Below are 26,078 nucleotides of genomic sequence, written 5' to 3'. Positions count from 1 at the left end.
TCTAATTCCAGTCCGTGCCGCGCTTGCCGAAGATCACGACGGCGTTGTTGCCGCCGAAGGCGAGCCCGTTGTTCTGTACGACCCTCAGCTCGGCGTCCACCGCCTCGTTCGGTACGACGTCGAGACCGCACTCCGGGTCGGTCTCGACGTGGTTGATGGTCGGCGGGATGAACCCCTCGGTGAGGGCCAGCGCGCAGGCGATGGAGGCGAGCGCCCCGGCGGCGCCCATGGAGTGGCCGATCATCGACTTGATGGACACGGTGCGCGGCGGGGCGGCGTCGCCGAAGACCTGGCGGATGGCGCGGGCCTCGGTGATGTCGTTGGCCCGGGTGCCGGTGCCGTGCGCGGAGATGAAGTCGACCTCCTCCGGCTTGATCCGGGCGTCGTCGAGGGCGAGCCGCATGCAGCGGGCCACGCTGTCCTGGTTGGGGGCGACGGGGTGGTCCGCGTCGCAGTTGAGGCCGTAGCCGAGGACCTCGGCGTAGATGCGGGCGCCGCGGGCCAGCGCCGACTCCAGGCTCTCCAGGACGAGGACGCCCGCGCCCTCGCCGGTGAGGATGCCCTTGCGGTCCTTGTCGAACGGCTGGCAGCGCTCGGGCGCTATGGTGCCCAGCCGGTAGAAGCCGGTGAAGGTCTTGCGGCACAGGGCGTCGGCGCCGCCGCACAGGGCGATCTCCACGTCGCCGCCGCGAATGGCGTCGTAGCCGTAGCCGATGGCGTAGTTGCCCGCCGCGCAGGCCGTGGGGAGGGTGACCGCCTCGGTCCGGCTCAAGCGGAACTCCGCCGCGATGACGGCCGAAAGCCGCCCGGCGGGCACCCGGCGGGCGACGGTGGGGTCCATCCGCTCGGGCCCGAGGTCGACCTCCGTCTCGACGAGCTGGTCCAGATCGCCCGACTCGCCGTCGGTGGTGCCGATGGAGATCAGCGACGGGAGGGCGCGCAGCGCGTCCTCCGCGATACCGGCGTCGGCCACCGCCATGCGGGCCGCCGCCACCGAGAACTGGCTCGCCCTGCCCAGGTTCTCCACGTCCAGATTGTGGATCCACCGCCCGGGTTCGAAGTCCGGGACCTCACATGCCATCGCATGCTCGAAACCCTCGGTGTCGAACGCGGTGACCGGCCGTGCCGCGCTCTTCCCGGCGCGCAGTCCGGCGAGGAATTCCGCGGTGCCGACGCCGATGCCGGACACCGCCCCGAGGCCGGTGACGACGACCCTGCGACCCGACTCACCACGCATATCGCCCTGCCTTCCGAGGAGTTGGCCGAGGGTCCAGTCACCAGCCGGCCGCGTCGGAAACAACCTCGTAGACGCCCCTGAGGTTCACCATCCGGCCCAGCTCGGACTGGTCGATGACGACATTGAACGTTTTTTCGAGCGCCGCAAGTATTTCAATGGCACGCAGCGAATCAGCGTCATGCTCTTCTTTGAAGAGGCTGGTCTCGGTGACCTCGTCCGGGTCAATCTCAAGGATATCCGTGACGATTTCCTTGATGGTTTCCCGACGCTCTTCGACGATGGCGGCCATTACCGCGCACCTCCATTTTCGGCATGGGCAAAGCGACGACTCCCGATGACGCTATGCGCCGGTTCCGGGGCCGACAAGCCCCGAGTCCACTACCTGTCACACCGCCCGTGAACCCAACCGGACGACAACCCCCGCTGTCATAAAGCTGCACTGCGCAGCCGGTTACCGGAACGTCAGGATGCCCAATCGGCAGCAAGCTGCCACGGGGATACCCACAGACCGCGCAAATCAGCCGGAACCCGACTACCCGTCACAGCAGTCGACTAGTCGCGCTCCGCCTCCATGAGCCCCGCGCGCACGGCCCGCACCCCGGCCTGGAAGCGCGACTCCACATTCAGGTCCCGCATGATGTCGGCCACGTAGCGCCGGTACGTCCGCACCGAGAGCCCCAGCTTCCGGGCGGCCGCGTCGTCCTTGTAGCCCTCGGCCATCAGCGTCAGCACCTCGCGCAGCACCCGGCCGCGCGCCCCGCCCTCGAACGACAGCGGCCGCATCGGGCGCTGCGCGGTGTCCCACATCCCGCACATCAGCCGGTGCAGCATCGCGGCCACCGTCGAGTTCTGGATCATCGAGGCGCGGGAGCCGCCCGGGTCGCCCGGGGAGCCCTCGGGCGCGATCACCGCCGCGCCGTCCACCGCCACCAGCTCCTGCCGCACGGAGCCGCACACCCGCACCTCAAGACGCGGCACCGTGCCGACCGTGCGCTGCCACCCCGCCCCGCGGATCACCCGCGGCGGGCACAGCATCCGGATCCGCACTCCCTTGCCGGACAACTGTGCGAGCGCCTGGGCGACCAGCCGCGCATGATCCTCGCCGGTGACCTCCGGCAGGCTCCAGATCACGTCACGCTCGGCGCGCAGCACCAGCCGGGCCACCCATCCGGCCACCACCTCCCCGTCCACCGGAAGGTCCGCCGTCGCCGAGGCGAGCACGCTGCGGCGGTGGTGGGTCACCGCGGACTCGATCAGCCGTAACGCCTGGCCGAGGGCTTCTTCCAGGTTGTCCGACCTGGCTTCCGGCTCCATACGAACCGCTCTCCTTGTGCCCGCCGCGCCGTCAATACCGTCGATACCCTCAATAGGCGTACGGTCATTTGGTTGAATTCCAAAATGGCTCAAAGGACACCCCCCGTTCCCCGATCGAGGCACAGTAACGAGCCATCTGCCGAAACGGCAAGGAACATCATGGCTCAACGGACCGTCAGCCGGGTAAATACCATCGCTCTCCCGCGCGGGAAGACCCTCCAACGGGGTCGAGGGGCTGCGCCCCGGCTCGGCAGATTGGTAACTTCCTCTTGAGCCAGCAAGCCCTGAGCCAGCAAGCCTTGAGCCAGCAAGCCCTGAGCCAGCAAGCCTTGAGCCAGCAAGCCGTCCCTTGCCGTACGAGCGCGGACCCCCCACCTTCAGTGGTCCCCGAAAGGCGCCGCCCCCATGGCTGCACAGAACACCGCGATCACCGACACGGCACCGGCGGGCGCCCCGCAGTCGCCCACCGGTCGTCAATGGCTCGCCCTCGCGGTGCTGGTCTTCTCCCAACTCGCGGTATGGCTCGACAACACCGTTCTCAACGTCGCGCTCAAGACACTCGCCGATCCGGACGAGGGGCTCGGCGCCAGCCCCAACCAGCTGCAGTGGAGCATCAGCTCCTACACGCTGGTCTTCGCGGTCCTCCTCTTCACCGGCGGAGTGCTCGCCGACCGCTACGGCCACCGCAATCTGCTGCTCACCGGCATGCTCGTCTTCGGCGGGGCCTCCGCCTGGGCCGCCTACGCGGGCTCGGCCACCGAACTCATCGTCGCCCGCGGGGCGATGGGCATCGGCAGCGCCCTGATCATGCCCGCCACGCTCGCGCTGATCGCCCAGGTCTTCGACGAACGGCACCGCGCGACCGCCATCGCCATCTGGTCCGGCTCCAGCGGTATCGCCATCGCTACCGGGCCGATGCTCAGCGGAGCGCTGCTCGACCACTTCTGGTGGGGGTCGGTCTTCCTCGTCAACGTGCCGATCGTCGTCCTGTGCGTGGCCGGTTCACTGCTCTTCCTGCCCGGGGCGGCCGCCAAGGTGCGGCAGAAGTTCGACCCGCTGGGCGTGGTGCTGTCCACCGTCGGGCTGTTCGCCATCGTCTGGGCCGTCATCGAGGGCGGCCACCGCAACGACTGGAACGATCCGGCCATTCTCGGCGCGTTCGCCGTCGGCGCGATCCTCGTCCTGGTGTTCGTCCTGGTCGAACTGCGGGTCGCCAACCCCAGCTTCGACGTCCGGCTCTTCCGCAACAGCCGGTTCACCGGCGCGAGCGTGGCCGTCATGCTGACCTTCTTCGGCCTCAACGGCTCGATGTACTACACCAGCTTCTATCTCCAGGGCGTCCACCGGCAGACCCCGCTGGAGTGCGGGCTGTCCATCGCCCCCGTCGCGATCGGCGTGCTGCTGGGCGCGCCGCTCTCGGCGAAGCTGGTCCGGGCGTACGGGGTGCGCCGCGTCGTCGCCGTCGCCATGGTCATCGCCACGGCCGGCTTCTTCGCGTACGTCTTCCTCGACGAGCACAGCGGGCTGGGCCTGTTCTGGGTCTTCCTCATCCTCCAGGGGCTCGGCATGGGCGCCGCCGTCGCCCCCACCACCGAGGCCATCATGGCCGTCCTGCCCGCCGACCGCACCGGCGCCGGATCCGCCGTCAACAACGCGATGCGGCAGATCGGCGGCGTCCTCGGGGTCGCCGTCCTCGGCTCCGTCCTGGCCGGTGTCTACCGCGGCGAGATCACCCCCAAGCTGGACGATCTGCCGCCGGGCGCCGCCGATGCCGCCGAGGAGTCCCCCGAGGCGACCCGGCTGATCGCCGGGCGACTGAGCATGCCGCGGCTGTCCGACTTCGCCGACCAGGGGTTCGTCCACGCCATGCACATCGCCGCCGTGGTCGGTGCGATCGTCGCGGCGGCCGGCGCGGTCATCATCTGGTGGACCTTCCGGCGGGCGGCCCACACCGAGGGCACCGGCTGATCACCCCCGGTGATCCTTTCCTTGCCTCCCCGGGGGTACGGGCATAGCCTCCCGGCACAACGTCCGTATTCCGGAGGGCTGTTCCCATGCGTACAGCGGTCATCACCGCCGCAGGCGAGGTCGAGTTACGACGGATACCCGTGCCCGACGTCGGGGACTCGGAAGTGCTGGTGCGCATCGCGGCATGCGGCATCTGCACCATGGAGGCCAACCTGTACGCCGGGCGCATGACCGTCTATCCGGCCGCCGCCGGACACGAGATCTCCGGGTGGGTCGAACACATCGGCGCCACCGCCGCCGGCCTCGAGGACATGCCCGCCGTCGGTTCCCTCGTCACCCTCGACGGCCTCCCCCGCTGCGGCGCCTGCCGCGCCTGCCGCCGCGGCCAGTCCGCCATCTGCGTCGCCCTCCAGGGCCGGGTGCGCGAGGCGGACGGGGCGATCGCCATGGGCGCCGGGCTGGCCGACCACATCGTGCTCCCCGCCTCCCGGGTCTGGTCCGTCGGCGACACCGACCCCGCGGTCGCCGCCATGGGCGAACCCCTCGCCTGCGTCGTCCACTCCCTGCGCCGCGGCGGCTTCCGCGCCGGTGACCGGGTGACCGTCATCGGCGCCGGCTACATGGGCCATCTGCACCTGGCCGTGGCCCGCGAACTGGGGGCGCGCGGGGTCGCGGTGGTGGAGCGCGACGAGGAGCGGCGCACGGCGGCCGCGGCGGCGGGCGCCGACGCGGCCGTACGCCCCGAGGACGTCGGCCAACTGCCCGCCGCCGACGTCGTGTTCGTCACCATCGCCAGCGCCGAGTGCATCGCCGCCGCGCTCACCGCCGTGGCGGACGGCGGCACGATCGTCCTCTTCGGCGGCGCCCCGGACGGCCCGCCCGCCGACCTGCCGGGCTACGAGGTCCACCGCCGCCAGCTGACCGTGACGGGCTCCTTCAGCCACGAACCGGACGACTGGCGCACGGCCGCCGAACTCCTCCGCGGCGGCGCGCTGTCGCCCCGCCTGGAGGGCCTGGTGACGGCGCGGTACGGCTTGGACGAGGTGGAGAAGGCCCTGCAGCAGGCGTCGGAAACCCCGGTCTACCGCGTGATCGTCACCCCGTAGGCCCCGCGATCGCCCGCGGGCCACGGCCGTCCGTACGCGACGGCGGCCCCGTGGACCACGGTGACCCGAACCCCGCGGTGGCCCGCAGACCACGCCCCACACCGTCCACCCCACCACGTCCCGCAACACCGGATATGCGGTCCCGCCGCCCGGAGGAGGGCGGCCCCACCTAAACGAAGGCAGACCTCGGCCCCCGGCAGGAGGCACGATCCGGCCGCCCGGCAGGGGCCGTGCCCCCCGGCCGCCGGCGAACCGGGGGCCGGGGCGGGGCCCGCGTGCGGCCCGCAGTGCGCTGCGGGCGCCGGGGTCCAGGGGCGGAGCCCACGGTTCGGGAAGGGGCGGGGTGGGGAACACACGACCACCGAAAGGACCAGCGTTGCGCATCGGCGTACAGCTTCACCCCCAGCACACCGGCATCCAGGAACTCCGCGCCGCCTGGCGGCAGGCCGACGCGCTCGGCGTCGACTCGCTGTGGACCTGGGACCACTTCCTCCCGCACACCGGCGACCCCGACGGCACCCACTACGAGTGCTGGTCGCTGCTGTCCGCGATGGCGGTCGAGACCCGGCACGCCACCATCGGCCCCCTCGTCACCTGCACCGCCTTCCGCAATCCGCACCTCCTCGCCGACATGGCCCGCACCGTGGACCAGCTCAGCGGCGGGCGGCTGGTGCTGGGGCTGGGGGCGGGCTGGTTCGAGGCCGAGCACACCGAGTACGGCATACCGTTCCCCGGCCCGGCCGGGCGCATGGACGCGTTCGCCGCCTCCATCAGCGCCGTCAAGGAGCGGCTGGCCAAGCTCAACCCCGGCCCCGCGGGACCGCTTCCGCTGCTCATCGGGGGCGCCGGGCGGCGGCGCACCCTGGAGCTGGTGGCCCGCGAAGCGGACTGGTGGAACTGGTACGGCTGGGCCGCCACCGACCCGGTCGCCGAGTTCCGGGAGCTGAACCGGGCCCTGGACGAGTGGTGCGAGCAAGTCGGCCGCGACCCCGGGCAGGTGGCCCGTACGGTCATGGTCAACCCGGACCAGCTGCCGCTGGCCGAGGGGTTCGCGGAGGCCGGGGCGGTGCACCTCGTGCTGTCGCTGCCCGCCCCGTACGACCTGGGGACGGTCGAGAAGCTGCTCGCGCTGCGCGCCGCGCTCACCGCGTGACCAGCAAGCAGCCGCTGGGGCACCGCTTCACCCTGCTCATGGGCGCCCTCCTGCTCTCCACTCTCGGCAACGGCCTGTGCTTCCCGTTCACCGCGATCTACATCCAAGAACTGCTCGGCCTCGGCGCCCGGGCCGCGGGCGGGTACTTCGTCGCGATGGCCGCGGCCAGCTTCGCCGCGGCCCTCGTCGGCGGCCCGCTGGCCGACCGGCACGGGCCGCACCGGGTGGGAGTGCTGGGCGCGGCGGCGCTCGCCGCCGGGTACGGGATGCTGGCCCCGGCCGACACCACCTCCCTGGTCCTCGCCTCGGGCGCGTGCGTGGGCGTGGGCTTCGGGTTGTTCTACGCGTCGATCGTGGGCATCGTGGACGCGGCCGTCCCGGAGAGCGGGCGCCGCACCGCGTTCTCCGTCCGGCACATCGTCAACAACGTCGGCATCGGGGTGGGTTCGGTGGCCGCCGGGCTCGCGCTGCACGGGGCGCACACCCCGACCGGCACCCTGCGCCTGCTGTACCTGGCCAACGCCCTGGCCGCGCTCCCCCTCGTCGCGGCGATCCGGTACGTACGCCCCCACGACACCGAGCGGCCCGCACAAGCGGAGGAGCCCGCCGAGAACGCCACCTACCGCGACCTGCTGCGCGCCCGGCCCATGGCGCTGCTCATCCTCGCCCAGGCCCTCTTTGCGATCGTCGGCTTCACCCAGATCGAGGCCACGGTCCCGCTGCTCCTGCACGACGACATGGCCGTCACCCTGGGCTGGGTGAGCACCGTCGTGGCGGCCAACTCCTTCGCCCTGATCGCCCTCCAGCCGCTGATGAGCCGCTGGCTGGAGGGGCTGCCGGAGACCGTGAGCCTGGCCGCCGGGCCGGTGCTGTGGGTGGCGGCGTTCGGCTGCGGGCTCGGGGCTGCGCTGGCCGGGGACGGGACGGCGCCGGTCCTCCGTCACGGGCTGCTGCTGGCCTTCGCGGTGGTCTTCGCGGCGGGCGAGCTGACGTACTCCTCGGCCTTCTATCCGCTGCTGCTGCGCTGGTCCGGCGAGGCGGCCGTGGGGCGGGCGAGCGCGCTCGCCTCGCTGGCCTGGAACCTGGGCACGGCGACCGGGCCGCCGCTCGGGCTGTTCGTGGTCGCCCACTTCTCGGCGACGGGCGGCTGGACCGCGCTCGCGGCCGGCGCCGGGGTCGCGTGCGCGGTGGCCGCCGCACTGCACCGGCGCGCGGCGGCCGTCCCTCCCCCGAGCGGCTAGGACTTCGGCAGGTAGCCGTTGTCGTACGCGTCCTCCGGGGTGACCGTCTTCTCCAGCAGCCCCTGGTCGTACATGAAGTCGGCCATCCGGGCCCAGGTCTGCGGGTCGTTGACGCCGACCTCGCCCCGCTCGGTCTTCATCATCGGCATCGTGGCCTTGAGGACCGCCATCGCGTTCTTCCGCTGCTTTTCGCCGCGCAGCCCGGGCACGTATTTCTCGCTGAGCTTGATGGTGCCGTCCGGGTCGTCCATCGCGTAGCGCAGCCCGCGCAGCGTGGCGGCGACGAACTTCTTCATGTCGTCGCCGCGCTTGTCCAGCACCTCTTTCTTGGCGCCCAGACCGACCCCGACCAGCGGATCGCCCTTGTCCCCGGAGTCGAGCGTAATCGCCCGGACCTCTTTACCGGCCTCCTCGAAGGAAATGGCGTCGTTGTTCAGATAGCCCATGACGCCCTCGACCTTGTTTCCGGTCAGGGCCGCCTGCTGGGTGAATCCGATGTTCTGGATCTTGGCCTGCTTCGGGGAAAGTCCGCCCTCCTTGAGAAGGGCGAGCAGACCGAAATAGGTCTCGCCGAAGGGCCCCGGAGTGCCGATCTTCCGGCCCTTGAGGTCGGCCGGTTTCCTGATGCCGGAGTCCTTGGGCACGATCAGGCCCACGGGGTATTTCTGGTAGAAGGTCGCGATGTCCACGACCGGCAGATTGTCGGAGGCGCGCGCCTGGAGCATCTCGTCGCCGCCCGCGTAGACGACGTCCTCCTTGCCGGACTTCAGCGCCCCGAAGAGATCTTCGGCCGCGCCGTGGTGACGTAATGTCACCTTGAGCCCGGCGTCCTTGTAGTAGCCCTTCTCGGCGGCCACATAGAAGGGCGAGAACTGGATGTTCGGGGTGTAGGTCAGCCCGACGGTGATGTTCTTGCCGCCCTTGCCCTCCGCGTCCTTCGGCTCCTCGGCGCATGAGGTCAGGGTGGCCGCGGCCACCACCGACACGAGAGCCGCCCCCAGAACCCGCTGTCCGAGGGCGGTCCTCATGGACATCTGCACTGAACGCACGTACTTCTCCTCGCGAATCGACTCGTGCATCGAACAGGACCGGTCAGTCACGCTGCGCGAACCGCTCGACCAGCCGGACCACCCCGTACAGACCGGCGGCGAGCAGGGCGAGCATGACGAGTGTGGAGAACAGGCCGACGGTGTCGGCCGCCTGGCGCTGCACCGACAGCAGCTGCCCCAGGCCCTCGCCGCCCATGACGAACTCCCCGACCACCGCGCCGGTGATGGAGAGCGTGAGCCCGTTGCGCACCCCGGCGAGGATGCTGGGCAGGGCGAGCGGAAGCTCGATGTACCAGAGCATGCCCGACCACCCCACACCGTCCACGCGGGCGGCGCCCAGCACCTCGGGGTCCAGGGCGCGCAGCCCCAGCACGGTGTTGACGAGGATGGGGAAGAAGACCAGCAGCGCGCACAGCACGGCGATCGGCAGCAGTCCGTAGCCGAGCCACAGCGCGAGCAGCGGGGCCAGCGCCACCGCGGGCACCGCCTGCGAAGCGGCGATATACGGCTGGAGTGCGGCGGCCGCGAGGTCGCTGCGGGCGATGAGATAGCCGAGCGGCAATGCCACTGCGATTCCCATACCGCTTCCGGCCAGCGCCTCTCGTACGGTTTCCCACGTGTAGTCGACGAGTGAATCGTGCAGTAACTCATCGATGAAATGCCGGGCCAGGTCGACCGGCCCCGGAAGATAGAACTCCGCCACCGCTCCGGTACGGGTCACGATGTCCCAGACGAGAAGCAACCCCAACCCGAATACGAGTGGCGGAAGCACTCCCCGGAACATGACCCCCGTGCGACGTCCGCCGCGCGCGACCGCCGTGGCCGCCGCGCCTCTCCCGTACCCCTCGCCCATCCCCAAATCCCCTTGTATTACCGGCTGTTGCCAGACGCGGCACGCCCGCGTGCAACCTATCCCCAGCGCACACCGGTTCACAATGTCGATGGGAAAACGAAACAATTCCGGTGCCGGACTTCCCTCCCCGCCCTCAGCGTTCCCCGAGAATGCCCAGCTCGGAGGCGCGCGCCCCGGCCTGGAAGCGAGAGTTGGCGTCCAGCAGTTCCAGGATCCCGGTGACATAGCGGCGGTACGTACGCACGGAAATCGCCAGATCGCGGGCGGCCGCCTCGTCGGTCACCCCGTCCCGCAGCCGCGCCAGCACCCGCCGCACCATCTCCGTACGGGCGCGGTTGCCGAAGTCGAGCGGGCGCGGGGCCGGGGTGGCGCCCGCCCAGATGGAGCGGAACATGCCGTGGAGCGAGCCGACCACCACCTGGTCCTCGATGACCGAGGTGTGCCGCCCGTTCGCCGACTCCGTGCACACCAGCGCGGTCCGGCCGTCGGCGATCACGGCCGTGGGCAGGGGCACCGGGGCGATCCGGACCTGCGCGGGGCGAGGGGCGGGCGCGGGTGCGTCCGCCCCCGCCTCGGGCTGCGGCGCGGATCCGGGGGAGGCGGGCGCCGGTACGGGGACGGGCACGGGCGCGGGCCCCGGGATGGGCGTGGGTACGGGCGCGGGCCCCGCCAGTGCGCCGCCACCGCCCGGTCCACCGCCCGGTCCGGAACCCGAGGCGCGGCCGCGCAGCACCCGCACCACCACCGCGTCGTCGTCCAGGTGCAGCAGCAGGGCGGTCAGCGCCGCGTGCGCCGCCGCCATCCGGCCGGGCGACTCCGGGAACACGGCGTCCACCCGCCCCCGGGCCGTGGTGATCACCTGTTCGGCGGCGGCCAGGAACGCCCCGTCGGTCATTCCGACCTGGGTGAACTGCCCCGTTCTCGTTCTGCGGGCCCGATGTTCGACGACGGTGGCCTCGATGAGGGCGCGCACCTCCCGTAACGTCCGCTCCAGAACGTCCCCCGGATCACCGGGTTCCTTCATGTCGTCATTCCTGCCTCGCGACGTGGTCAAGGTCTCGAGTGTCATGAGCTGTGTGGTCATGGGCTATGCAGCTGTGCAGGCCAGGGATCGAGGCGGTCTCAGCGGTCCGGCAGCAGCCCCAGTTCCACCGCCCGCGCTCCCGCCTGGAAGCGGGACCCGGCCCCCAGCTCCCGCATGGCCTCCGCGACATACCGGCGGTAGGTCCGCAGGGACACCTGCATGTCGCGCGCCGCCACCTCATCGGTGTGGCCGGTGCGCAGGCATTCCAGGATGCGCCGCGTGGACGTGGGGCACAGCCGCCCGCCCAGCCGCGGATAGTCCTCGAGCGCCACGGCGTTCCCCCAGGTCCCCGCGAACATCAGCTCCAGGGCCTGCACCGCGGCGGGGTCCTCGACGAGCGACGCCTGCCGCCCGCCGCCCCGCGCCGGGTCCGGCGGTTCGTTCCGTACGTAGACGATCTGGCCGTCGATGAACAGCGCCTCCGGTAACTCACCGTCACACACGCGGACTTCGCAGCGCGGGTCGGTGCGCGCCAGCGCCCGCACCCGGGCCGCGTCCAGCGCCCGCGGCAGACACAGCAGCCGCACCGCGCGGCGCCCCCGGCCACCGCGGGCGGGCCGGGCCAGCGCCGCGCAGACGACCTCCGACTGCTCCTCGCCGCCCGACAGGACGACGCTCACGGTCCGCTCGGCCCCGTCCACGAGCATGTCGACGACCTCGGCGAGCGGCACCTGCCCGAGGGCCTTCCCCGCCCACGAGTCCTGGGCCAGCTCCCGCCGGTGCCGGGTCACCGTGGATTCGATCAGATCGCGGGCGGCCAGCAGGGCACGCTCGACATAGTCACCGGCCAGGGCGGGGGCCGAGGAGTCCGCCTCATGCTCAGGAGAAGGCTCGGACATCGTCACAAGACCAACCATGACTTCCCCTGCAGGGCGACAGTTACCCAGGTGTGCGAATACCAGCCTGGCTCTTGGAATTCCCGTGCCTCAATAGCGGAGGCGCAGCATGGTGCGAAATCACTGATGACAGTAATTCGCGCACAGCGACGACGTCAACGCGGGGCGTGAAGTAAAGAATAGACCAAGTCCGGCGCGTCAGGGCGCGATACGACGCCCGACCGCCCGTCAAGCGGCCCGATTTGTCATCAAGTTACGAACCGTCAGCTCGCGAGGCGGCCATCCGAACACGATCAGTCGCGCCCGGCAACGCTCTGCCACAAATGAAGGCAACCGTGTCCGGTTGCTGCCACTGTCCCCGAACGGACCCGGCTCACTGCGGGCCGAAGCTGATCGGACCGTGGATGTCACGGCCCTGGATGACCGGGCCCGAGGCAGTCCCGGAGAAGGTGTTGTGCACCGAACCCGCCTCCCGCTCGGCGGGCCGGCCGAACTCCCGCAGCCAGGCGGCCAGATCGCGCCCGAACTCCGGGTCCTGCCCGGACCGTTCGACCAGCAGATCGGCCAGCCGGCGCAGCCTCTCCTCGTCGTCGTACGGAATGGCGACCGGCTCGGGCTCGCCCACCGGCTCGGCGTCACCGCGCCGCCACACCCGGCGGACCAGCGCGCCGAGCGATTCCATGGCCCGCCGCCCCGCCTCGCCCCCGGCACCCGACACCGCCGAGTTGACCGCCGCGACCAGCGCACCCGTTGTCACCGGATCCATGGGCCCTCCCCTGTCGCTCCGTCGACTCCACGCTAGCGGCGCCGACGGTCACGGATCCACCGTTTCGGCACGCAGCGTGAACCAGACGGTCTTGCCGTCGCCGTGAAGATCCGTACCCCACTCATCGGCGGTCTTGCTGAGCAGGAACATCCCGCGCCCGCACTCCGAGAGGAAGTCCGGCTCCTTGACCACCGGCAGTGCGGGCTCGGAGTCGGAGACGGCGGCGCATATCCCGTACGGGCGGTTCTCGAGCGTCAGTACGCAGTCGGGCGAGGCCGCGTGCTTGTGGACGTTGGACAGCAGTTCGGTGACGCACATCGCCGCGGGCGTGATCAGCGCATCGCGCCCCCACAGACGCAGCCGGGCACCGACGGCGCGGCGCACCTCGGCGAGTTCCTGCGGGTGGACACGGAGGCGAAGCTCGTACCGCTGCGGGATGTTGTCTGCCATATGGTCCGGGGCCCCTCCAATGCGCAGCGCACTGCCGCCGTCTCGCAAGAGCGATCCTGGCCCATCGGGAGTGTCACTCGCAATGTTTCGACCCATTGACTCGAGACTGGCATATGCCGCCTGGTCGCCTCAGTTGGCGATAGGCCAGACTGACGGCATGTCCTACCAGCCAGTGCCCACCGTACGGCGCAGGCGTCTGGGGTCGACTCTGCGGAAGCTGCGCACCGAAGCGGGGATGACACTGGACGCGGCCGCCGAAGCGCTCAACGCGACCGCGAACGGTTCCCCGGGTGCCCGCCACTGGACCGCACCCAAGCTCTCGCGCATCGAGAACGCCAACGCGACCATCCGCACCACCGAGGTCGAGATCCTGCTGCGGGCGTACGAGGTCACCGACCGCGACATCCGGATCGCACTGGAGGGGCTGGCCAAGGACGCGGGCAAGCGCGGCTGGTGGCAGACGTACCGCGGCGTCGTCGCGCCCGCCTACGCCGACTACATATCGCTGGAGTCGGACGCCGACTCCGTCCGCGACTACGCCCCGCTGGTCATCCCCGGGCTGCTCCAGACGTCCGAATACGCGCGCGAGACGATCGCCGCGAACGCCCGGGCCCGCAGCGCGGCCGAGGTGAGCGCCCTGGCCGAGGTGCGGCTCGCCCGCCAGGCCGTGCTCACCCGCCCGGAAACCCCGCTCAAGCTGTGGGCCGTCATCCACGAGACGGCGCTGCGCCGCCGGTTCGCCGACCGCCCGGCCATCATGGCCGAGCAGCTGCGCCGGCTGCTGGACGTCGCGGACTGGCCGACGGTGACGCTCCAGGTGATGCCGATCGACGCGGCGCCCAACCCGGGGGACGCCGGCGCGTTCACACTCGTGGGCTTCCCCGGTCCGATGCCGGATGTGGTCTCCCAGGAGAACCTGCGGGGCCCCACGTACGTCGAAGGAGTCGACGACGTCAACGTTTTCGTCGACGCCTTCGGCCGCATCGCCGACAGCGCGCTGTCACCGGATGCGACGAAGGGCCTCATCGCAGATCTCGTATGAGAAAGAGGGCCCCACACATGAACACCTCATGTACCTCTGCACCGTTCGCCGGGAGCCGGCACCGTCCGCGCTGGCGCAAGTCCTCGTACTCCGTGGGCGAGGGCCAGTGCGTGGAGATCGCCGCCAGCGGCGGACGGCTCCTGATCCGGGAGAGCGACGACCCGGGCGTGGTCCTGACCACGGCCCCGGCGACGCTCGCCGCCTTCCTGCGGGGTGCGAAGGCGGGCACGTTCGACGCGTGACGTAAGCCGATGGAACGGCCGCCCGGCCTCACGGCCGGGCGGCCCTGTCCGTAGCGGCGCGTGCCGTCAGAACTGCACGTCCGAGCACGCGTAGAACGCGTTCCCGGTGTCCGCGATGGTCCAGACGGCGAGGATCACATGCCGCCCGGTCATCCCGCTCGGGATCGTCCCCGAGTGCGAGAGCGTGGACGGCGGCCGCTGCCCGTTGTACGGCACGGTCAGGAAGGGCTGGGACTGGAGGCTGGAGCGGGTCACCTTGGTGCTCGGATTCCAGCCGTTCTTGGTGATGTAGTACTTGAAGTCCGTGGTGGCGTGCGAGGCCGTGAACCGCCAGTTGAAGGTGTAGCTCTTCCCGGCGGTCAGCCTGGTCGCGGGCCACGCCCCACCGCGCGGATCGTCGAGCTGGGCGAACCGGCTGTTGCCGCCCGCGCAGATCGTCCCGTCCGCGGGCCCGCCCGACGGGAACCCCTTGGGCCCTTCCACGCTCTGCGGCTCGTACTGGATCTCGCCACAGTTGGCGACGGTCCCGGCGGCGCACAGCTTCTGCCGGCTGATCGGTGAGTCGGTGTAGCCGTGACTGGTGGCACTGCCGCCGGTCGCGAGGACGGTGACCGCCGCGAGCCCGATGCCGACGACGGCGGCGCGGATCTTCTTGCGCATGCTTCGCTCCTGAAGACGTGGGGAGTGCTTCTGCGAGCCGTGCGATGCGGTCTAGACCAAGGGGAGCGTAGCCAGGCTGTCTGGTCATGTCCATACCAAGCCAACAGGCTGGTTCGGACCACGCTCCGAGGTCCGGTAGGATTCCGTCGTCAGCAGGCGCCGCTAGCTCAGTTGGTTAGAGCAGCTGACTCTTAATCAGCGGGTCCGGGGTTCGAGTCCCTGGCGGCGCACCTGGCTTTACGCCACTGACCTGGGGTTTCCTGGCTCGTCCGGGAAACCCCAGTCGTGTTTTCGCGGCGGGTGCTCCCCCCCCTGCGCGACGACCGCTCCCCCTGCGCGACGACGCGGACTCCGGCGCTGCCGACGGTCAGGCCGCCCGCCGGGCCGCCCGCCACTCCGGGGCGAGCACCGACCAGATCTCCATGTCCGCCCGCTTCCCCCGGTACAGGAAGCTCTCCCGCAGCACGCCGTCCTTCGTCATCCCGAGCCGCCGGGCGACGGCGATGCTGGGGTCGTTCGCCGCCGAGACGTGCCACTCCACGCGGTGGATGCCCCGCTCCTCGACCGCCCAGTCGATGATCACGCGGCAGGCCCTGGTCACCAGCCCCCGGCCCACCGCCGACGGCTCCAGCCAGCAGCCCGCCTCGGCCGTCCCCTGCGCGATGTCCATCGTCCGGAACAGGACCCCGCCGACCAGCTTGGCGTCCACCCAGATGCCGTAGATCCGCCCGGTGTCCGTCGCGGTCTTCTTCGCGTACGCCTCGAGGAACGTCCGGCTCGACGCCAGGTCCGTGACGACGTCGGCCAGCCCGACGTGCTGTCCGATGAGCTCCCGTCCCCGCTCCATGTGTGCCAGGAACTCCTCGGCCTGCCACGGTTCGAGCGGACGCAGCTCCGCGCCGTCGTCCCCCAGGGATATCGCGTACATCATCGCCCTCCACGGCCCGGCCCACCCCACGATGCGACGGATCTTCTCATGGGTGTCAGCGGCGGTGCCGGTGATTTTCCGGCGGTGCGAAGCGCACGAACGCCCCGGCGCGCGCAGGGCGCCGGGGCGTTCGTACAGCCGCGGATGGCGATCAGCCGCAGGAGGGGCACGGCTCGCAGTGGCGGACCGACACGTCGTCGATGACCGGACCGTAGGCGCCGGACACCGTGCTGGCGAAGGCCAGCGTCGTGGTGGCGCCGGTGGCCACGAAGGACACCTCGTGGGTCACATAGCCCATGTTCGTGGTCGTCTTGCCGGTGACGTCGAAGGTGAAGTCCTGGAAGTTCTGGCCGTCGACCAGGACCTTTCCGGTCCTCACGGCCGGACCGCCGGCCGGGTTACCGGCGAGCGAATACGTCACCGTGTACCTCTTGCCCGGCACCGTGGTGAAGGTCTGGCTCACCGTGCCCGCGTTGCCCCCGTTGAGGTCGACGGACTGGTCACCCTCGGCCGCCTGCCAGAACCCGGCCCCGATCAGGTCGACGTTCCCCCCGGTGACCTTCCACGGCCCGATGGTCCCTCCCGTTCCCACGTTCACGAACGTGCTGGCCGCCACCCGGGGCGTTTCGAAGCTGCCGTCATCGAAATGGCTGGCCGCCGGCGCGGCCAGCGCGGCGCCCGTACCGGCTCCCGCGAGAACACCGGCGATGATGACCGCGGCAACAAAGGTGCGAATGGGTGACATGTTCCCCTCCTGGATGAAAGATGCGCGAGCGTCTGAATTGACCGCCCGGACGAATCTCCCGCATCCCCCGACGGAGACCAAGACCGAGTCACGGGCGCACGGTGGTGCGCGACGGCCCGAATTCCCCCGACGCGCCGCCCAGTTGACGCACCCGCCCCTGGAGGGCCACCAAGCAGTGGGCGTGGGAGGGCCGTCAGCCCTCGGGTGTCTGCTGGAGCTTGGCGAGGGTCAGGACGTTGCCGCCGAAGCCCCAGCCGCCGTCGGTGACCTCCTCGACCAGGACCACGGTGTTGGCCCGGGCCCGTTCGCCGTAGATCTCGGCGTACAGCTCGGTCGTGCGCGTGATGATCTTCTCCTTCTGCTTCTCGTCGAGGGTTCCGGCGGGGACCTTGAAGTTGGCGAAAGGCATGGTGGTTCTCCTTCTGATGTGAGTTAGGGACAGCTGCCGGCGGTCAGACGATGCCGCCGTTGGCCCGGATGATCTGGCCGTTGACCCAGTGGCCGGCCGGCGAGGCCAGGAAGGCCACCACCTCGGCGATGTCCGCGGGAGTGCCGAGGCGTTCCAGCGGTGGCTGCGCGGCCAGGCGGGCGATGGTTTCCTCTTCCTTGCCCTCCATGAACAGGTCGGTGGCGGTGGGGCCGGGCGCGACGGCGTTGACGGTGATGTTCCGGCCGCGCATCTCGCGCGCGAGGATCAGCGTCAGAGCCTCGACCGCGCCCTTGCTCGCGCTGTAGGCGCCGTAACCGGGGAAGGCCAGGCCCACCACGGACGTGGAGAAGGTGACGACGGCGCCGCCGTCGCGCATCGTCCGGGCGGCCTGCTGGGCGACCACGAAGGTCCCGCGGATGTTGGTGCGGTGGACCGCGTCCAGCTCCGCCAGGTCCAACTCGGCGAGCGGCGCCAGGTGCATCCGCCCGGCCGCGTGTACGACGACGTCGACGCCGCCGAACTCGGACTCGGCCGTGGCGAACAGCGCGGCCATCTGCTGCTCGTCGGCGACGTCCGCCCGCACCGCGACCGCCCGGCCACCCGCCGCGGTGATCTCCTCGACGGCGGCCTCGGCCGCATCGCGGTTGCCCGCGTAGCCGACGACGACGGCGCATCCGTCGGCGGCCAGCCGACTCACCGTCGCGCGGCCGATGCCACGTGAGCCTCCGGTGACGATGGCGACGCGGCTCTTCGCGGTGGTTTCGGGTGACATGGACGCTCCTGAGAAGGCGGATCGGGTGCGGCGACGCGCGGATCGTGGCGCCGGGCGCTGACGTCTCCATCGGCAGCACCGGCTCGCGTCTCCAGCCTGGGCCGGTGATCCCGCGCCAGCCAGGGCTGTCCCCACCCAGGGGTTGCCGTCCCCTGGCTCAGCCCACCGGTACGCGCGACGATGAGCGGTGTGAACCACTCGGAGCTCGCCGCATTCCTGAAGTCCCGGCGCGACCGGATCCGCCCGGCCGATGTCGGGCTGCCCACCGGCCCGCGGCGCCGGGTGCCCGGCCTGCGGCGCGAGGAGGTCGCCCAGCTGGCCGGGCTCTCCGCGGACTACTACACGGAGCTGGAACGCGGACGCGGTGCCCAGCCCTCGACCCAGGTGCTGGCCGCCCTCGCCCGGGCGCTGCGGTTGAACGGCGACGCGCGCGACCACTTGTTCCACCTCGCCGACCGCCGCGTTCCCCCCGCCGCCCACGGACCGGCCGCGCACGTCCAGCCCGCCCTGCTCGGCCTGCTGGACCGGCTCACCACCACCCCCGCCCAGGTCATCACCGACCTGCACGAAACCCTCGTCCAGAACCCACTGGCCGCCGCGCTCGTCGGCCCGGCCCCGGCGGTGCGCGGCCCGGCGGCGAGTCTGGTCCACCGCTGGTTCACCGACCCCGGCGCCCGCGCCGTCTACCCGGCCGAGGACCACCCCCACCACTCCCGGGTCTTCGTCGCCGACCTCCAGGCCGTCGCCGCCCGGCGCGGCGGTGACACCACGGTGACCCGGCTGGTGGCCGAACTACGGCGCCGCAGCGAGGAGTTCGCGGCTCTCTGGGCCACCCACGACGTCGCCCTCCGGCGGACCGACCACAAACGCATCGTCCACCCCGCGCTCGGCGTCATCGAAGTGGACTGCCACAGCCTGTTCAGCGAGGACGGCTGCCAGCGCCTCCTGTGGTTCACCGCCCCACCCGGCACCGAGGGCGCCTCCCAGCTCGAACTCCTCTCCGTCATCGGCACGCAGGACATGGAACCTGCGATCATGCCTGGGTGGAGATCGCCGAACTCGTCCTGAAGTACATAGAGGCCCTGGTCTGGCCCTTGGTGACGGTGGGTCTGGTCTGGGGCTTGCGCAGCCACATCCGCGAGGCGTTTTCGCGGATGACCCGCCTGGAGACGCCGGCGGGCGCGATCGAGTTCGAGGCGCAGGTACGGGACGTACTGGCCCGGGCGGAAGAGGCCGCCATCGCCGACGCGCCGATGGGGCCCTACGCCCAAGGCGTGCCTGCGCCACGTCCCCAGCCCTGGCCGCCGTACGCCGGGGCGGCCGGGGAGCCTGTGGAGGAAGGGCTCGGCCCCTCCGCACGCGAGGAGCCCCCGGCACCGGCACCCGCACCCGCACCGGCACCCGCACCGGCAGCGCCACAACCCCAGCCACAGGCACCGCCGCCAGGGTTCCCGCAGGGGCCGCCGCCCCCGCCGCTCGAGGACCCGTGGCCCCTCCCCCCACAACCGCGGGCGGCCGCGTTCGAGGCACCACCGCACTGGCACGAACAGCTCCAGGAAGCCCGGACCATAGCCGACGCGTCCCCCGTCGGAGCCATCATCACGGCGTGGAACGCGCTGCTCACCACGCTGCCGAACGACCTGCCGCCCGACATCGTCGTGGTCGTCAACCGGCTGCGCACCCTCCGCAACCGGGCCGTGCACCAAGCCGACACCGTCACACCGGGCGCGGCCCGGGACTTCATCGAAAGCTGCCTTCACGTCGCCCGGCTGACCGGGACACCGAGGTAGGCCGTCCACGCGGGCGCGGGTGGCTACGCTCGTCCCTCCACCGACCTGCAGGGGAGCAGACTGTGCGCAACGCCGCCGTGACGCCCGAGGGCGACCAGATCCGTTGGGTCGAGCTGCCGGGGCAGGAACCGCCACGCGTCTACGTGCACGGGCTGGGCGCCACGTCACCCGCCTACTTCACCCCCACCGCGGTCCATCCCCTGCTCGCCGGTCACCGTTCCCTCCTGATCGACCTCCTGGGCCACGGCATCAGCGATCGGCCGACGAACTTCGACTACACCCTGGAGTCCCACGCCGACGCGCTCGCCACCGCCCTGACCTGCGCGGGGGTCACCAACGCGGAGCTGATCGCGCACAGCATGGGCGGCTCGGTGGCCATCGTCCTGGCAGCCCGGCACCCCCATCTGGTCTCCCGGCTGGTACTGGTCGACGCCAACCTCGACCCGATCCCGCGCATACCTTCCTCGGGCGGCAGCAGCGGCATCGCCGCCTATTCCGAGCAGGAGTTCCTGGCGGACGGCTGGCGAGAGGTCCGCGACCGGGTCGGCCCCCACTGGTGGTCCACGATGCGCCTGGCCGGGCGGGAGGCCCTGCATCGCAGCGCGACCCATCTCACCGGTGGCACCGTTCCGACCATGCGTGAGCTGCTGCTGGACCTGAAGATCCCCCGCACCTACCTCCTGCCCGAGGCCGACGGTCCGCTTCCGGGCACCGACGCCCTCACCGAAGCCGGGGTGTCCGTCGTCGCGATCCCCGACTGCGGGCACAACATCATGCTGGACAACCCGGAAGCGTTCGCGCGCGCCACGGCCGCGGCACTTACGGACGGAGGCCCGGCTCCTCACACCGTGAGCTGACGTGCGTCCAGACGGTCTTGCCCAGTGCCCCGGCGCTCCTCGACACCCTTGTTCCGCGTACCGGCGCCACTACACTGGGTGACGACCGCGCCCGTGGCCAGGTCAAGTGGAGGCAGTGATGAACCGTGCCTGGGAAGCCGATCCGTCCGCGTTATTCGCCCGGCGGCTGGGCAAGACCGCGCAGGAGTTACACAAGTCGGACGATGACGAGGACTGCCCTGACATCTGGCAACTGGAAAACGGCGACATCGCCGTGATCGGACGGGACCTGACGACCGCCTACACCGACCATCTGCCCTCCGGTGTCCGGATCGGCCACGACGAGCGCCTCGTAGTGATTCCCGGCATCATGCTGTCCGCCGCGAAACAGGACATCCCGGATGCCTAGCCCCGCTCCGACACTCGACCGCACACTCGGCGCACGGCTCGATCTGGAGGAATACCACCGCGATTTCGCGGAGGTCAGGGCCCGCACGCTCGGCCAGGATTCCTGGAAGCTTGAGCGTCAGCAGCACTTCGAGGAGCAGAACCACCCCGGGCGGGACGCCCTGCGCCGCGGTGACTGGGCCGAGGTGATGCGTCAGTTCGAAAAGAGGCGTCCCCGATTCCTGGAGAGTGTCCGGAAGGACCGCGAACGCGGTAGCGCCTTCCACCGGGTCCGGGTCGTGGAGCAGCCCTTCACCCCGTACGTGCGCTGGGAGCTGCTCTCTCTGCGGGTGCAGGCCGAGTGCGGCAAACCGATCCGTGTCGTTCAGGCCAACCACGTGCGGGAGTTCGAGCAGCGGGCGATCCTGCCGGAGGTCGTGGTGCTGGGGACGCGGGTGCTGTACGAGGTGGTCTACACCGACGAGGGGGCGCCGGACGGCGCCGTGCGGCACAGCGATCCGGAACTGGTCGGCCCATGGGGGACCTTCATTTCCGACCTGTACGCCGGGGGCGAGGACGTCGTCGCGTATGTGGAGCGCCACACGGACTCCTTCCCTCCGCACGAACTGATGCGGGGGTAGGCGATCGACGGCGGAACCGACCGGGAGGAGAACCCCGGCACGCACTCGGAGCTGTCCGGCACGGCACATGACGTCGTGCAGGGCGCGCGATGTCAGCGGCGGCATCCATTTCCACGCCCGCGACCGATCGGCGGACCCCACCGCCCGCTCCCCCGCAGGTCCACCCCGTCAGCTACCCGGAGACATCAGGAACTTCGTGGACCGCACAGACGCGCTTGAGCGGCTTGACGCGATCCTCCCGGGTGACGGAGCCAACGATCCGCTCATCGTCTCCGTCTGCGTCATCGCCGGTACCGCCGGCGCGGGCAAGACATCGCTCGCGCTGCGCTGGGCGCACCAGGCCAAGAGCTGGTTCCCCGACGGGCAGCTGTACGTCAACCTGCGCGGCTACGATCCCGGCGAGCCGGTCGCCGCGCACGAGGCGCTGCACCGCTTCCTGACCGCGCTCGGCACACCCGCCGCGGCGATCCCGGCCGACCAGGAGGCGGCAGCGGCCCTCTACCGCTCGATGCTGTCCGGCCGCCGGATGCTCGTGCTGCTCGACAACGCGGCCACCGTCGCGCAGGTCCGGCCGCTGCTGCCGGGCAACTCCCGCTGCCTGGTCGTCGTGACCAGCCGCGGCCGACTGTCCGGGCTGTCCATACGTGACGGGGCCGAGCGGATCACCCTTGGAACACTCCCGGAGACGGAGGCGGTCGCGCTGCTGCGCGCGGTGACCGCCGGATACCGACCGGCGGACGACAGCCGGAAGCTTGCCGAACTCGCCCAGCTGTGCGCCCGGTTGCCGCTCGCCCTGCGGATCGCCGCCGAGCGGGCGGCCACTCACCCCCACATGGGGATCGATGAGCTGATCGAAGACCTCCGGGACGAGTCCGCTCTCTGGGACGCGCTGAGCACGGGTGATGAAGCGGAGGCGGACGCAGTGCGGACGGTCTTCGCCTGGTCCTATCGGGCGCTCTCTTCCGACGCGGCACGCCTGTTCCGGCTTCTCGGGCTGCACCCCGGGCCGGACTTCGGGCTGGGAGCGGCCAGGGCCCTGTCGGCGCTGCCCGTTCGTCGTACGCGACAGTTGCTCGACGTCCTCGTCGGCGCCCATTTGCTGGAGCAGACCGCCCCTGATCGCTGCGAGTTCCACGATCTGCTCCGCGCCTACGCCGCCGAGCAGGCCAAAATCGACGAGCCGCCACCCGCCCGACTGGCCGCTCTCCGCCGCCTCCTCGACTGGTACGTGTACGCCGCCGACGCGGCGCAGGAGTTGCTATGGCCCAATCACAAGCGTCTCGGACTCGACCAGCCGCCTCCGAACACCGATGTCCCGGAGTTCTCCGACTATGACCAGGCGGTGGACTGGGCGGAGCGGGAACAGGCCAACGTCGTGGCGGCGGTGCGTGTCGCGGAGAAGGAGAATCTCGACTCCTATGTGGCCCTCTCGAACCTGGCTACGTCCCGCCTCCAGGCCGGGCGTCTCGATGAAGCAGCCCACGACGCGCGGCGGGCGCTCGCGTTCCATCGTGAGGCCGGAAACAAGCGCAGCATCGGCAACGCGCTGCGCATCCTCAGCGCCGTCCACCTCGACCGTGGCGAACCGCTGGAGGCGCTGCGCGCGGCGGACGAGGCCGTCGACATCGCACTCGAACTGCGCAACACCACCGTCGAAGGCTATTGGCTGCTCGCTCAGGCCGATGCCCTGCGTGCCCTGGGGAGGTTCGGGGAGGCGTTGGAAGCGGGGCAGCGGTCGGCGGCATTGCACCGAAGGCTGGGGGACACCTCGCGGGAGGCGATGGGGTGGCACGGGGTGGGCGAGACGTACCAGGCGATGGGGAGACCGGCGGACGCCGAGCCGTTTCACCGGATGGCGGTGGAGGCGCACCACGCGCTCGGGGAGACGTGGCACGCGGCCGTCGCGCTGGATGGGCTCGCCCGGGCGACCCAAGAGGACCATCCGTCACAAGCCGTCGCGCACTGGGACGAGGCCATAGGGCTCATCGCCGAATACCGGGACGACCGCGCGGTGGCGTTCCGGGAGCGGATGCTCCGCGCGCAGCGGCAGGCGAGCCACGGCGCTGTCTAGCCGCGCCGTGAGCTGACGTGCGCCCAGACGGGCTTGGCCGGACGCCGTCGGCCTGGTGTGTCGGTGGCGCCTTCTAGGCTCGGCACGAACACACGGATTGCGGTCTGGGGAGGGCGTCATGGGTGACGGTATTCAGTGGCTGACGGGCGGGAACACGGGTACGGCCTGGATGGTGGATGTGGTCTTCGCGCGCGGGATCGACCCGGAGGAGTTGGCGTTACGGATGGGTGCTCCGCATGGGGCGGTGACCGAGCCGATCACCGACGCCGAGGTGCCCGACCTGGACCTGGACTTCTACCGGCCGCTCACGAGCGGTGACGCGATAGCCCGGGTCGGCGAGCACGCGGGATGGTCGTTCGCCATCGAATACGGCGACCCCACCGGGCTTCATCGCCTGGCGGAGGTCTCCCGCGACGGCGTGGAAGCCGTCCACTACTCGCACAACCCGGTACACCCGCCCACCATCTTCTTCTACGCTCGCGACGGCCAGGAGGTCTGCGGCTTCGGCTTGGGCGAGGAGAGCATCCGATGGGGCAAGGAGCCCGACCTGCTGCTGCCCGACCTCGTCGCCGCCGGCATCCTCAACCCCGACGGGGACACCTACCCGGCGGACTCGGACGAGGACGAGGACGAGTCCGTGGATTACGTCGCCCGTGACCGCCGGGCTCTGGCCGTCGTCGAGGAACGCTTCGCCCTCTCCTTGCCGCGGACCGTCTTCACCGAGGACCGCCTTCCCGCGTACGCGGTCAAAGGCGCCCCGGCCCCCGACTTCGACGCCGTCCACGCCTGGGCCGCCGCCAACGGTCACCCGCTTCCCAACGACCGCCTCCGCCTGGTCCCAGCCGCCCTGCGACGGGATTATGAGCGCGCCACCGATCCCCGCTAGCACGAGCGGACGCGCCCGCCCCGTCACCTCGGGGCTGCCAGTACGTGCGCCCAGACGGTCTTGCCCGGGCCCCGGCGCTCCTTGACACCCCAGCGGTCGGCCAGTTCCTCGACCAGGAGCAGGCCACGGCCCTGTTCGTCGTCGGAGGTGGGGGTCTTGGGGGTGGGCTGACGGTCATGGGTGTCCGACACCTCGATCTCCAGGCGGCCCGTCTCGTGGTCGTACCGCAGCAGCAGGGCGAAGTCCCGTCCCGGGACGCGGCCGTGGAGGACGGCGTTGGCCGCCAGCTCGGCGACGACGAGGACGGTGGCGTCGTGTGCGCCGGTACCGGGGGTGAGCCCCCAGTCGGTGAGCTGATGTACGGCCAGCAGCCGGGCGAGCCGAGCCCCTCGTCGGGTGGCGGAGAATCGCTGTGCGAACGTACGTACGGTGACGGGGACTTGGCCCTGTGGTGCGGTCATGGGCGGAAGCGTTGCGGCGCGGGCGGGGCTCCGGCCAGGTATGACACCCACCCAGTTTCCGCTGTACCAGTTGACTCGCTGGACTGGGGCGGTCACCGCGCGTGACGATAGCCATATGGGAGCAGACAACAGCGAACCCGAAGTCTCGGACAGCCTCAAGACCTTTGGCGCGGTGCTTAAGGCACTGCGGGACGAAGGGGGGTTGACGCAGGAGCAGTTCGCGCCGCGCGTGCGGTACTCGGTGACGTACGTCGCCAAGATCGAGCAGGGCAGGCGCTTCCCCCCGAAGGAACTCGTCCCGCGGACGGAAGAGGTGTTGGGTGCGCTGGCCGCGCGGGTCCTCGGGGCGGCTTACCGCAGCCTGATCCGGAAGGCCGGATTGGCCGCCTGGTTCCGCCCGTGGGCGGGCATCGAGGAAGAGGCCGTGTCGCTGTACACCTACGAGTGCCGGGCGATCCCCGGACTGCTCCAGCCGGAGCCGTACATCAGGACCGCCTTCGAGCAGAGACTGCCGCCGCTCTCCGAAGAGCAGATCGAGAAGCAGGTGGCCGCCCGCCTGGAACGCCAGCGTCTCCTGACCGAGAGGCCGAACACGGCGTTCAGCTTCGTGATCGAACAGGCCCTATTGGAGAGGAACATGGGCGGTTCCGATGTGACCCGGTGCCTCCTGGAACATCTGCTGGAGCAGATGGACCGCCGGAACGTGGAGATCCAGGTGATGCCGCTACGTCGGGAGACCCACGCGGGTATCGACGGTCTCATGTATCTCGCGGAGACTGCTCATCACGAGTGGCTGGGATACTCCGAGGGCCAGCAGTCCAGCGTGCTCATCACCAACCCGAAGGACGTGAGCGCGATGCTCCAACGCTATGGCAAGCTGCGCTCGCAGGCGCTCGGTCACGAAGCCACGATGAGCCTGCTGAAGCAGATGCGAGGAGCCCTATGACGACCCCTGAACTCGAATGGTTCAAGAGCAGCTACAGCGGAAGCTCCGGCGACAACTGCGTCGAGGTGGCCGTACAGCCCGACGCCGTCCACGTCCGCGACTCCAAGGACACCCAGCTCGGCCGGCTGACGGTTTCCCACACCGCCTGGGCCGCATTCACCGCGCAGCTCTGAGGGAACACCCG

30 protein-coding genes and 1 tRNA gene are annotated in these 26,078 nt (G+C 70.8%); 16 read left to right on the top strand and 15 right to left on the bottom strand.

The window, feature by feature from the left end:
- Position 1: 1 nt before the first annotated feature.
- From ACFZCY_RS32430 to ACFZCY_RS32420, 3 genes are all read right to left on the bottom strand, one after another.
- Complete coding sequence (locus ACFZCY_RS32430) at positions 2 to 1,237, bottom strand: beta-ketoacyl synthase N-terminal-like domain-containing protein (RefSeq protein ID WP_391181251.1); 1,236 nt, start codon at positions 1,235 to 1,237, stop codon at positions 2 to 4.
- Between the two features lie 37 nt (positions 1,238 to 1,274).
- Positions 1,275 to 1,526, bottom strand: a complete 252-nt coding sequence (locus ACFZCY_RS32425; protein ID WP_391181248.1) for a phosphopantetheine-binding protein — start codon at positions 1,524 to 1,526, stop codon at positions 1,275 to 1,277.
- A gap of 263 nt (positions 1,527 to 1,789) precedes the next feature.
- Positions 1,790 to 2,551 carry a LuxR C-terminal-related transcriptional regulator gene (locus ACFZCY_RS32420; protein ID WP_391181246.1) on the bottom strand — a complete coding sequence of 254 codons (762 nt, stop codon included), beginning with the start codon at positions 2,549 to 2,551 and terminating at the stop codon, positions 1,790 to 1,792.
- Positions 2,552 to 2,956: 405 nt separating this feature from the next.
- Between ACFZCY_RS32420 and ACFZCY_RS32415 the strand changes: the two genes are divergently transcribed.
- The 4 genes from ACFZCY_RS32415 to ACFZCY_RS32400 all read left to right on the top strand — a co-directional run bounded on the left by ACFZCY_RS32415 (position 2,957) and on the right by ACFZCY_RS32400 (position 8,019).
- On the top strand, positions 2,957 to 4,519 hold the full coding sequence (locus ACFZCY_RS32415; RefSeq protein ID WP_391181244.1) for a DHA2 family efflux MFS transporter permease subunit: 1,563 nt from the start codon (positions 2,957 to 2,959) through the stop codon (positions 4,517 to 4,519).
- 86 nt (positions 4,520 to 4,605) lie between these two features.
- The gene (locus tag ACFZCY_RS32410; RefSeq protein ID WP_391181241.1) at positions 4,606 to 5,625 is read left to right on the top strand and encodes a zinc-binding dehydrogenase; all 1,020 of its coding nucleotides are present in this window, start codon (positions 4,606 to 4,608) and stop codon (positions 5,623 to 5,625) included.
- A 376-nt stretch (positions 5,626 to 6,001) separates the two neighbouring features.
- Complete coding sequence (locus ACFZCY_RS32405) at positions 6,002 to 6,778, top strand: LLM class F420-dependent oxidoreductase (protein WP_391181238.1); 777 nt, start codon at positions 6,002 to 6,004, stop codon at positions 6,776 to 6,778.
- Positions 6,775 to 8,019 carry an MFS transporter gene (locus ACFZCY_RS32400; protein ID WP_391181236.1) on the top strand — a complete coding sequence of 415 codons (1,245 nt, stop codon included), beginning with the start codon at positions 6,775 to 6,777 and terminating at the stop codon, positions 8,017 to 8,019. The genes ACFZCY_RS32405 and ACFZCY_RS32400 overlap by 4 nt, the downstream gene beginning before the upstream one ends.
- Here the strand turns inward: ACFZCY_RS32400 and ACFZCY_RS32395 are convergent.
- The 6 genes from ACFZCY_RS32395 to ACFZCY_RS32370 all read right to left on the bottom strand — a co-directional run bounded on the left by ACFZCY_RS32395 (position 8,016) and on the right by ACFZCY_RS32370 (position 13,057).
- Positions 8,016 to 9,068 (bottom strand): ABC transporter substrate-binding protein, encoded by a 1,053-nt coding sequence (locus tag ACFZCY_RS32395; protein ID WP_391181234.1) that lies wholly within the window; start codon positions 9,066 to 9,068, stop codon positions 8,016 to 8,018. The genes ACFZCY_RS32400 and ACFZCY_RS32395 overlap by 4 nt on opposite strands.
- Before the next feature lie 43 nt (positions 9,069 to 9,111).
- Positions 9,112 to 9,648, bottom strand: coding sequence for an ABC transporter permease subunit (locus ACFZCY_RS32390; protein WP_391181335.1), 537 nt, complete (start codon positions 9,646 to 9,648; stop codon positions 9,112 to 9,114).
- A gap of 406 nt (positions 9,649 to 10,054) precedes the next feature.
- Positions 10,055 to 10,945 carry a helix-turn-helix transcriptional regulator gene (locus ACFZCY_RS32385; protein WP_391181231.1) on the bottom strand — a complete coding sequence of 297 codons (891 nt, stop codon included), beginning with the start codon at positions 10,943 to 10,945 and terminating at the stop codon, positions 10,055 to 10,057.
- Between the two features lie 98 nt (positions 10,946 to 11,043).
- Positions 11,044 to 11,844 (bottom strand): hypothetical protein, encoded by an 801-nt coding sequence (locus tag ACFZCY_RS32380; protein WP_391181333.1) that lies wholly within the window; start codon positions 11,842 to 11,844, stop codon positions 11,044 to 11,046.
- Between the two features lie 370 nt (positions 11,845 to 12,214).
- Positions 12,215 to 12,607: a hypothetical protein gene (locus ACFZCY_RS32375; protein ID WP_391181229.1), complete on the bottom strand. Its 393-nt coding sequence runs from the start codon at positions 12,605 to 12,607 to the stop codon at positions 12,215 to 12,217.
- Positions 12,608 to 12,655: 48 nt separating this feature from the next.
- Positions 12,656 to 13,057, bottom strand: a complete 402-nt coding sequence (locus ACFZCY_RS32370) for an ATP-binding protein (protein ID WP_391181227.1) — start codon at positions 13,055 to 13,057, stop codon at positions 12,656 to 12,658.
- Between the two features lie 157 nt (positions 13,058 to 13,214).
- On the opposite strand from ACFZCY_RS32370, the gene ACFZCY_RS32365 reads away from it, so the two are divergent.
- Positions 13,215 to 14,099 carry a Scr1 family TA system antitoxin-like transcriptional regulator gene (locus ACFZCY_RS32365; RefSeq protein WP_391181225.1) on the top strand — a complete coding sequence of 295 codons (885 nt, stop codon included), beginning with the start codon at positions 13,215 to 13,217 and terminating at the stop codon, positions 14,097 to 14,099.
- Between the two features lie 17 nt (positions 14,100 to 14,116).
- Complete coding sequence (locus ACFZCY_RS32360; RefSeq protein WP_391181222.1) at positions 14,117 to 14,341, top strand: DUF397 domain-containing protein; 225 nt, start codon at positions 14,117 to 14,119, stop codon at positions 14,339 to 14,341.
- A gap of 66 nt (positions 14,342 to 14,407) precedes the next feature.
- Here ACFZCY_RS32360 and ACFZCY_RS32355 read toward each other — a convergent pair whose 3' ends face one another.
- Entirely contained in the window at positions 14,408 to 15,001 is a 594-nt protein-coding gene (locus ACFZCY_RS32355) for a lytic polysaccharide monooxygenase (RefSeq protein ID WP_391181218.1), read from the bottom strand.
- 156 nt (positions 15,002 to 15,157) lie between these two features.
- Here ACFZCY_RS32355 and ACFZCY_RS32350 point away from each other — a divergent pair.
- Positions 15,158 to 15,231: transfer RNA gene (locus ACFZCY_RS32350), tRNA-Lys, on the top strand.
- A gap of 137 nt (positions 15,232 to 15,368) precedes the next feature.
- On the opposite strand, the gene ACFZCY_RS32345 is transcribed toward ACFZCY_RS32350, so the two are convergent.
- The 4 genes from ACFZCY_RS32345 to ACFZCY_RS32330 form a co-directional block, all read right to left on the bottom strand.
- Positions 15,369 to 15,929, bottom strand: a complete 561-nt coding sequence (locus tag ACFZCY_RS32345; RefSeq protein ID WP_391181216.1) for a GNAT family N-acetyltransferase — start codon at positions 15,927 to 15,929, stop codon at positions 15,369 to 15,371.
- A gap of 151 nt (positions 15,930 to 16,080) precedes the next feature.
- Positions 16,081 to 16,674, bottom strand: coding sequence for a choice-of-anchor C family protein (locus ACFZCY_RS32340; protein WP_391181213.1), 594 nt, complete (start codon positions 16,672 to 16,674; stop codon positions 16,081 to 16,083).
- Positions 16,675 to 16,867: 193 nt separating this feature from the next.
- Positions 16,868 to 17,083 (bottom strand): tautomerase family protein, encoded by a 216-nt coding sequence (locus tag ACFZCY_RS32335; RefSeq protein ID WP_391181210.1) that lies wholly within the window; start codon positions 17,081 to 17,083, stop codon positions 16,868 to 16,870.
- Between the two features lie 43 nt (positions 17,084 to 17,126).
- Complete coding sequence (locus tag ACFZCY_RS32330; protein ID WP_391181207.1) at positions 17,127 to 17,876, bottom strand: SDR family oxidoreductase; 750 nt, start codon at positions 17,874 to 17,876, stop codon at positions 17,127 to 17,129.
- A 189-nt stretch (positions 17,877 to 18,065) separates the two neighbouring features.
- On the opposite strand from ACFZCY_RS32330, the gene ACFZCY_RS32325 reads away from it, so the two are divergent.
- From ACFZCY_RS32325 to ACFZCY_RS32295, 7 genes are all read left to right on the top strand, one after another.
- Positions 18,066 to 18,944: a helix-turn-helix domain-containing protein gene (locus ACFZCY_RS32325; protein WP_391181204.1), complete on the top strand. Its 879-nt coding sequence runs from the start codon at positions 18,066 to 18,068 to the stop codon at positions 18,942 to 18,944.
- Positions 18,920 to 19,666: a hypothetical protein gene (locus tag ACFZCY_RS32320; RefSeq protein ID WP_391181202.1), complete on the top strand. Its 747-nt coding sequence runs from the start codon at positions 18,920 to 18,922 to the stop codon at positions 19,664 to 19,666. The genes ACFZCY_RS32325 and ACFZCY_RS32320 overlap by 25 nt, the downstream gene beginning before the upstream one ends.
- Positions 19,667 to 19,728: 62 nt before the next feature.
- Complete coding sequence (locus ACFZCY_RS32315) at positions 19,729 to 20,523, top strand: alpha/beta fold hydrolase (protein WP_391181199.1); 795 nt, start codon at positions 19,729 to 19,731, stop codon at positions 20,521 to 20,523.
- 118 nt (positions 20,524 to 20,641) lie between these two features.
- The gene (locus ACFZCY_RS32310; protein ID WP_391181198.1) at positions 20,642 to 20,911 is read left to right on the top strand and encodes a hypothetical protein; all 270 of its coding nucleotides are present in this window, start codon (positions 20,642 to 20,644) and stop codon (positions 20,909 to 20,911) included.
- A complete protein-coding gene (locus tag ACFZCY_RS32305) occupies positions 20,904 to 21,530 on the top strand; it encodes a DUF6879 family protein (protein ID WP_391181196.1) in 627 nt (208 codons plus the stop codon). Before ACFZCY_RS32310 ends, ACFZCY_RS32305 begins: the two co-directional genes overlap by 8 nt.
- A gap of 196 nt (positions 21,531 to 21,726) precedes the next feature.
- Positions 21,727 to 23,601 carry a tetratricopeptide repeat protein gene (locus ACFZCY_RS32300; protein WP_391181193.1) on the top strand — a complete coding sequence of 625 codons (1,875 nt, stop codon included), beginning with the start codon at positions 21,727 to 21,729 and terminating at the stop codon, positions 23,599 to 23,601.
- Positions 23,602 to 23,719: 118 nt separating this feature from the next.
- Positions 23,720 to 24,487, top strand: a complete 768-nt coding sequence (locus ACFZCY_RS32295; protein WP_391181191.1) for a DUF6461 domain-containing protein — start codon at positions 23,720 to 23,722, stop codon at positions 24,485 to 24,487.
- Between the two features lie 23 nt (positions 24,488 to 24,510).
- On the opposite strand, the gene ACFZCY_RS32290 is transcribed toward ACFZCY_RS32295, so the two are convergent.
- Positions 24,511 to 24,948, bottom strand: a complete 438-nt coding sequence (locus tag ACFZCY_RS32290; RefSeq protein WP_391181188.1) for an ATP-binding protein — start codon at positions 24,946 to 24,948, stop codon at positions 24,511 to 24,513.
- Positions 24,949 to 25,063: 115 nt separating this feature from the next.
- Between ACFZCY_RS32290 and ACFZCY_RS32285 the strand changes: the two genes are divergently transcribed.
- Positions 25,064 to 25,894, top strand: a complete 831-nt coding sequence (locus ACFZCY_RS32285; protein WP_391181185.1) for a Scr1 family TA system antitoxin-like transcriptional regulator — start codon at positions 25,064 to 25,066, stop codon at positions 25,892 to 25,894.
- A complete protein-coding gene (locus tag ACFZCY_RS32280; RefSeq protein ID WP_391181183.1) occupies positions 25,891 to 26,067 on the top strand; it encodes a DUF397 domain-containing protein in 177 nt (58 codons plus the stop codon). The genes ACFZCY_RS32285 and ACFZCY_RS32280 overlap by 4 nt, the downstream gene beginning before the upstream one ends.
- Positions 26,068 to 26,078 lie beyond the last annotated feature (11 nt).

This window comes from Streptomyces sp. NPDC007983, from assembly GCF_042958345.1.
Taxonomy (GTDB): Bacteria; Actinomycetota; Actinomycetes; order Streptomycetales; family Streptomycetaceae; genus Streptomyces.
Note: the sequence above shows the minus strand (reverse complement) of the source record. Positions and strands in the feature narration are given on the sequence as shown.

Bases quoted from the DNA above. Each gene is read 5' to 3' on its own strand.
- ACFZCY_RS32370 (WP_391181227.1), bottom strand. From the start codon at position 13,057: ATGGCAGACAACATCCCGCAGCGGTACGAGCTTCGCCTCCGTGTCCAC.
- ACFZCY_RS32335 (WP_391181210.1), bottom strand. From the start codon at position 17,083: ATGCCTTTCGCCAACTTCAAGGTCCCCGCCGGAACCCTCGACGAGAAG.
- ACFZCY_RS32375 (WP_391181229.1), bottom strand. From the start codon at position 12,607: ATGGATCCGGTGACAACGGGTGCGCTGGTCGCGGCGGTCAACTCGGCG.
- ACFZCY_RS32390 (WP_391181335.1), bottom strand. From the start codon at position 9,648: ATGGGAATCGCAGTGGCATTGCCGCTCGGCTATCTCATCGCCCGCAGC.
- ACFZCY_RS32415 (WP_391181244.1), top strand. From the start codon at position 2,957: ATGGCTGCACAGAACACCGCGATCACCGACACGGCACCGGCGGGCGCC.
- ACFZCY_RS32345 (WP_391181216.1), bottom strand. From the start codon at position 15,929: ATGTACGCGATATCCCTGGGGGACGACGGCGCGGAGCTGCGTCCGCTC.
- ACFZCY_RS32385 (WP_391181231.1), bottom strand. From the start codon at position 10,945: ATGAAGGAACCCGGTGATCCGGGGGACGTTCTGGAGCGGACGTTACGG.
- ACFZCY_RS32410 (WP_391181241.1), top strand. From the start codon at position 4,606: ATGCGTACAGCGGTCATCACCGCCGCAGGCGAGGTCGAGTTACGACGG.
- ACFZCY_RS32340 (WP_391181213.1), bottom strand. From the start codon at position 16,674: ATGTCACCCATTCGCACCTTTGTTGCCGCGGTCATCATCGCCGGTGTT.
- ACFZCY_RS32285 (WP_391181185.1), top strand. From the start codon at position 25,064: ATGGGAGCAGACAACAGCGAACCCGAAGTCTCGGACAGCCTCAAGACC.
- ACFZCY_RS32355 (WP_391181218.1), bottom strand. From the start codon at position 15,001: ATGCGCAAGAAGATCCGCGCCGCCGTCGTCGGCATCGGGCTCGCGGCG.
- ACFZCY_RS32310 (WP_391181198.1), top strand. From the start codon at position 20,642: ATGAACCGTGCCTGGGAAGCCGATCCGTCCGCGTTATTCGCCCGGCGG.
- ACFZCY_RS32305 (WP_391181196.1), top strand. From the start codon at position 20,904: ATGCCTAGCCCCGCTCCGACACTCGACCGCACACTCGGCGCACGGCTC.
- ACFZCY_RS32425 (WP_391181248.1), bottom strand. From the start codon at position 1,526: ATGGCCGCCATCGTCGAAGAGCGTCGGGAAACCATCAAGGAAATCGTC.
- ACFZCY_RS32290 (WP_391181188.1), bottom strand. From the start codon at position 24,948: ATGACCGCACCACAGGGCCAAGTCCCCGTCACCGTACGTACGTTCGCA.
- ACFZCY_RS32420 (WP_391181246.1), bottom strand. From the start codon at position 2,551: ATGGAGCCGGAAGCCAGGTCGGACAACCTGGAAGAAGCCCTCGGCCAG.
- ACFZCY_RS32430 (WP_391181251.1), bottom strand. From the start codon at position 1,237: ATGCGTGGTGAGTCGGGTCGCAGGGTCGTCGTCACCGGCCTCGGGGCG.
- ACFZCY_RS32380 (WP_391181333.1), bottom strand. From the start codon at position 11,844: ATGTCCGAGCCTTCTCCTGAGCATGAGGCGGACTCCTCGGCCCCCGCC.
- ACFZCY_RS32280 (WP_391181183.1), top strand. From the start codon at position 25,891: ATGACGACCCCTGAACTCGAATGGTTCAAGAGCAGCTACAGCGGAAGC.
- ACFZCY_RS32295 (WP_391181191.1), top strand. From the start codon at position 23,720: ATGGGTGACGGTATTCAGTGGCTGACGGGCGGGAACACGGGTACGGCC.
- ACFZCY_RS32360 (WP_391181222.1), top strand. From the start codon at position 14,117: ATGAACACCTCATGTACCTCTGCACCGTTCGCCGGGAGCCGGCACCGT.
- ACFZCY_RS32330 (WP_391181207.1), bottom strand. From the start codon at position 17,876: ATGTCACCCGAAACCACCGCGAAGAGCCGCGTCGCCATCGTCACCGGA.
- ACFZCY_RS32365 (WP_391181225.1), top strand. From the start codon at position 13,215: ATGTCCTACCAGCCAGTGCCCACCGTACGGCGCAGGCGTCTGGGGTCG.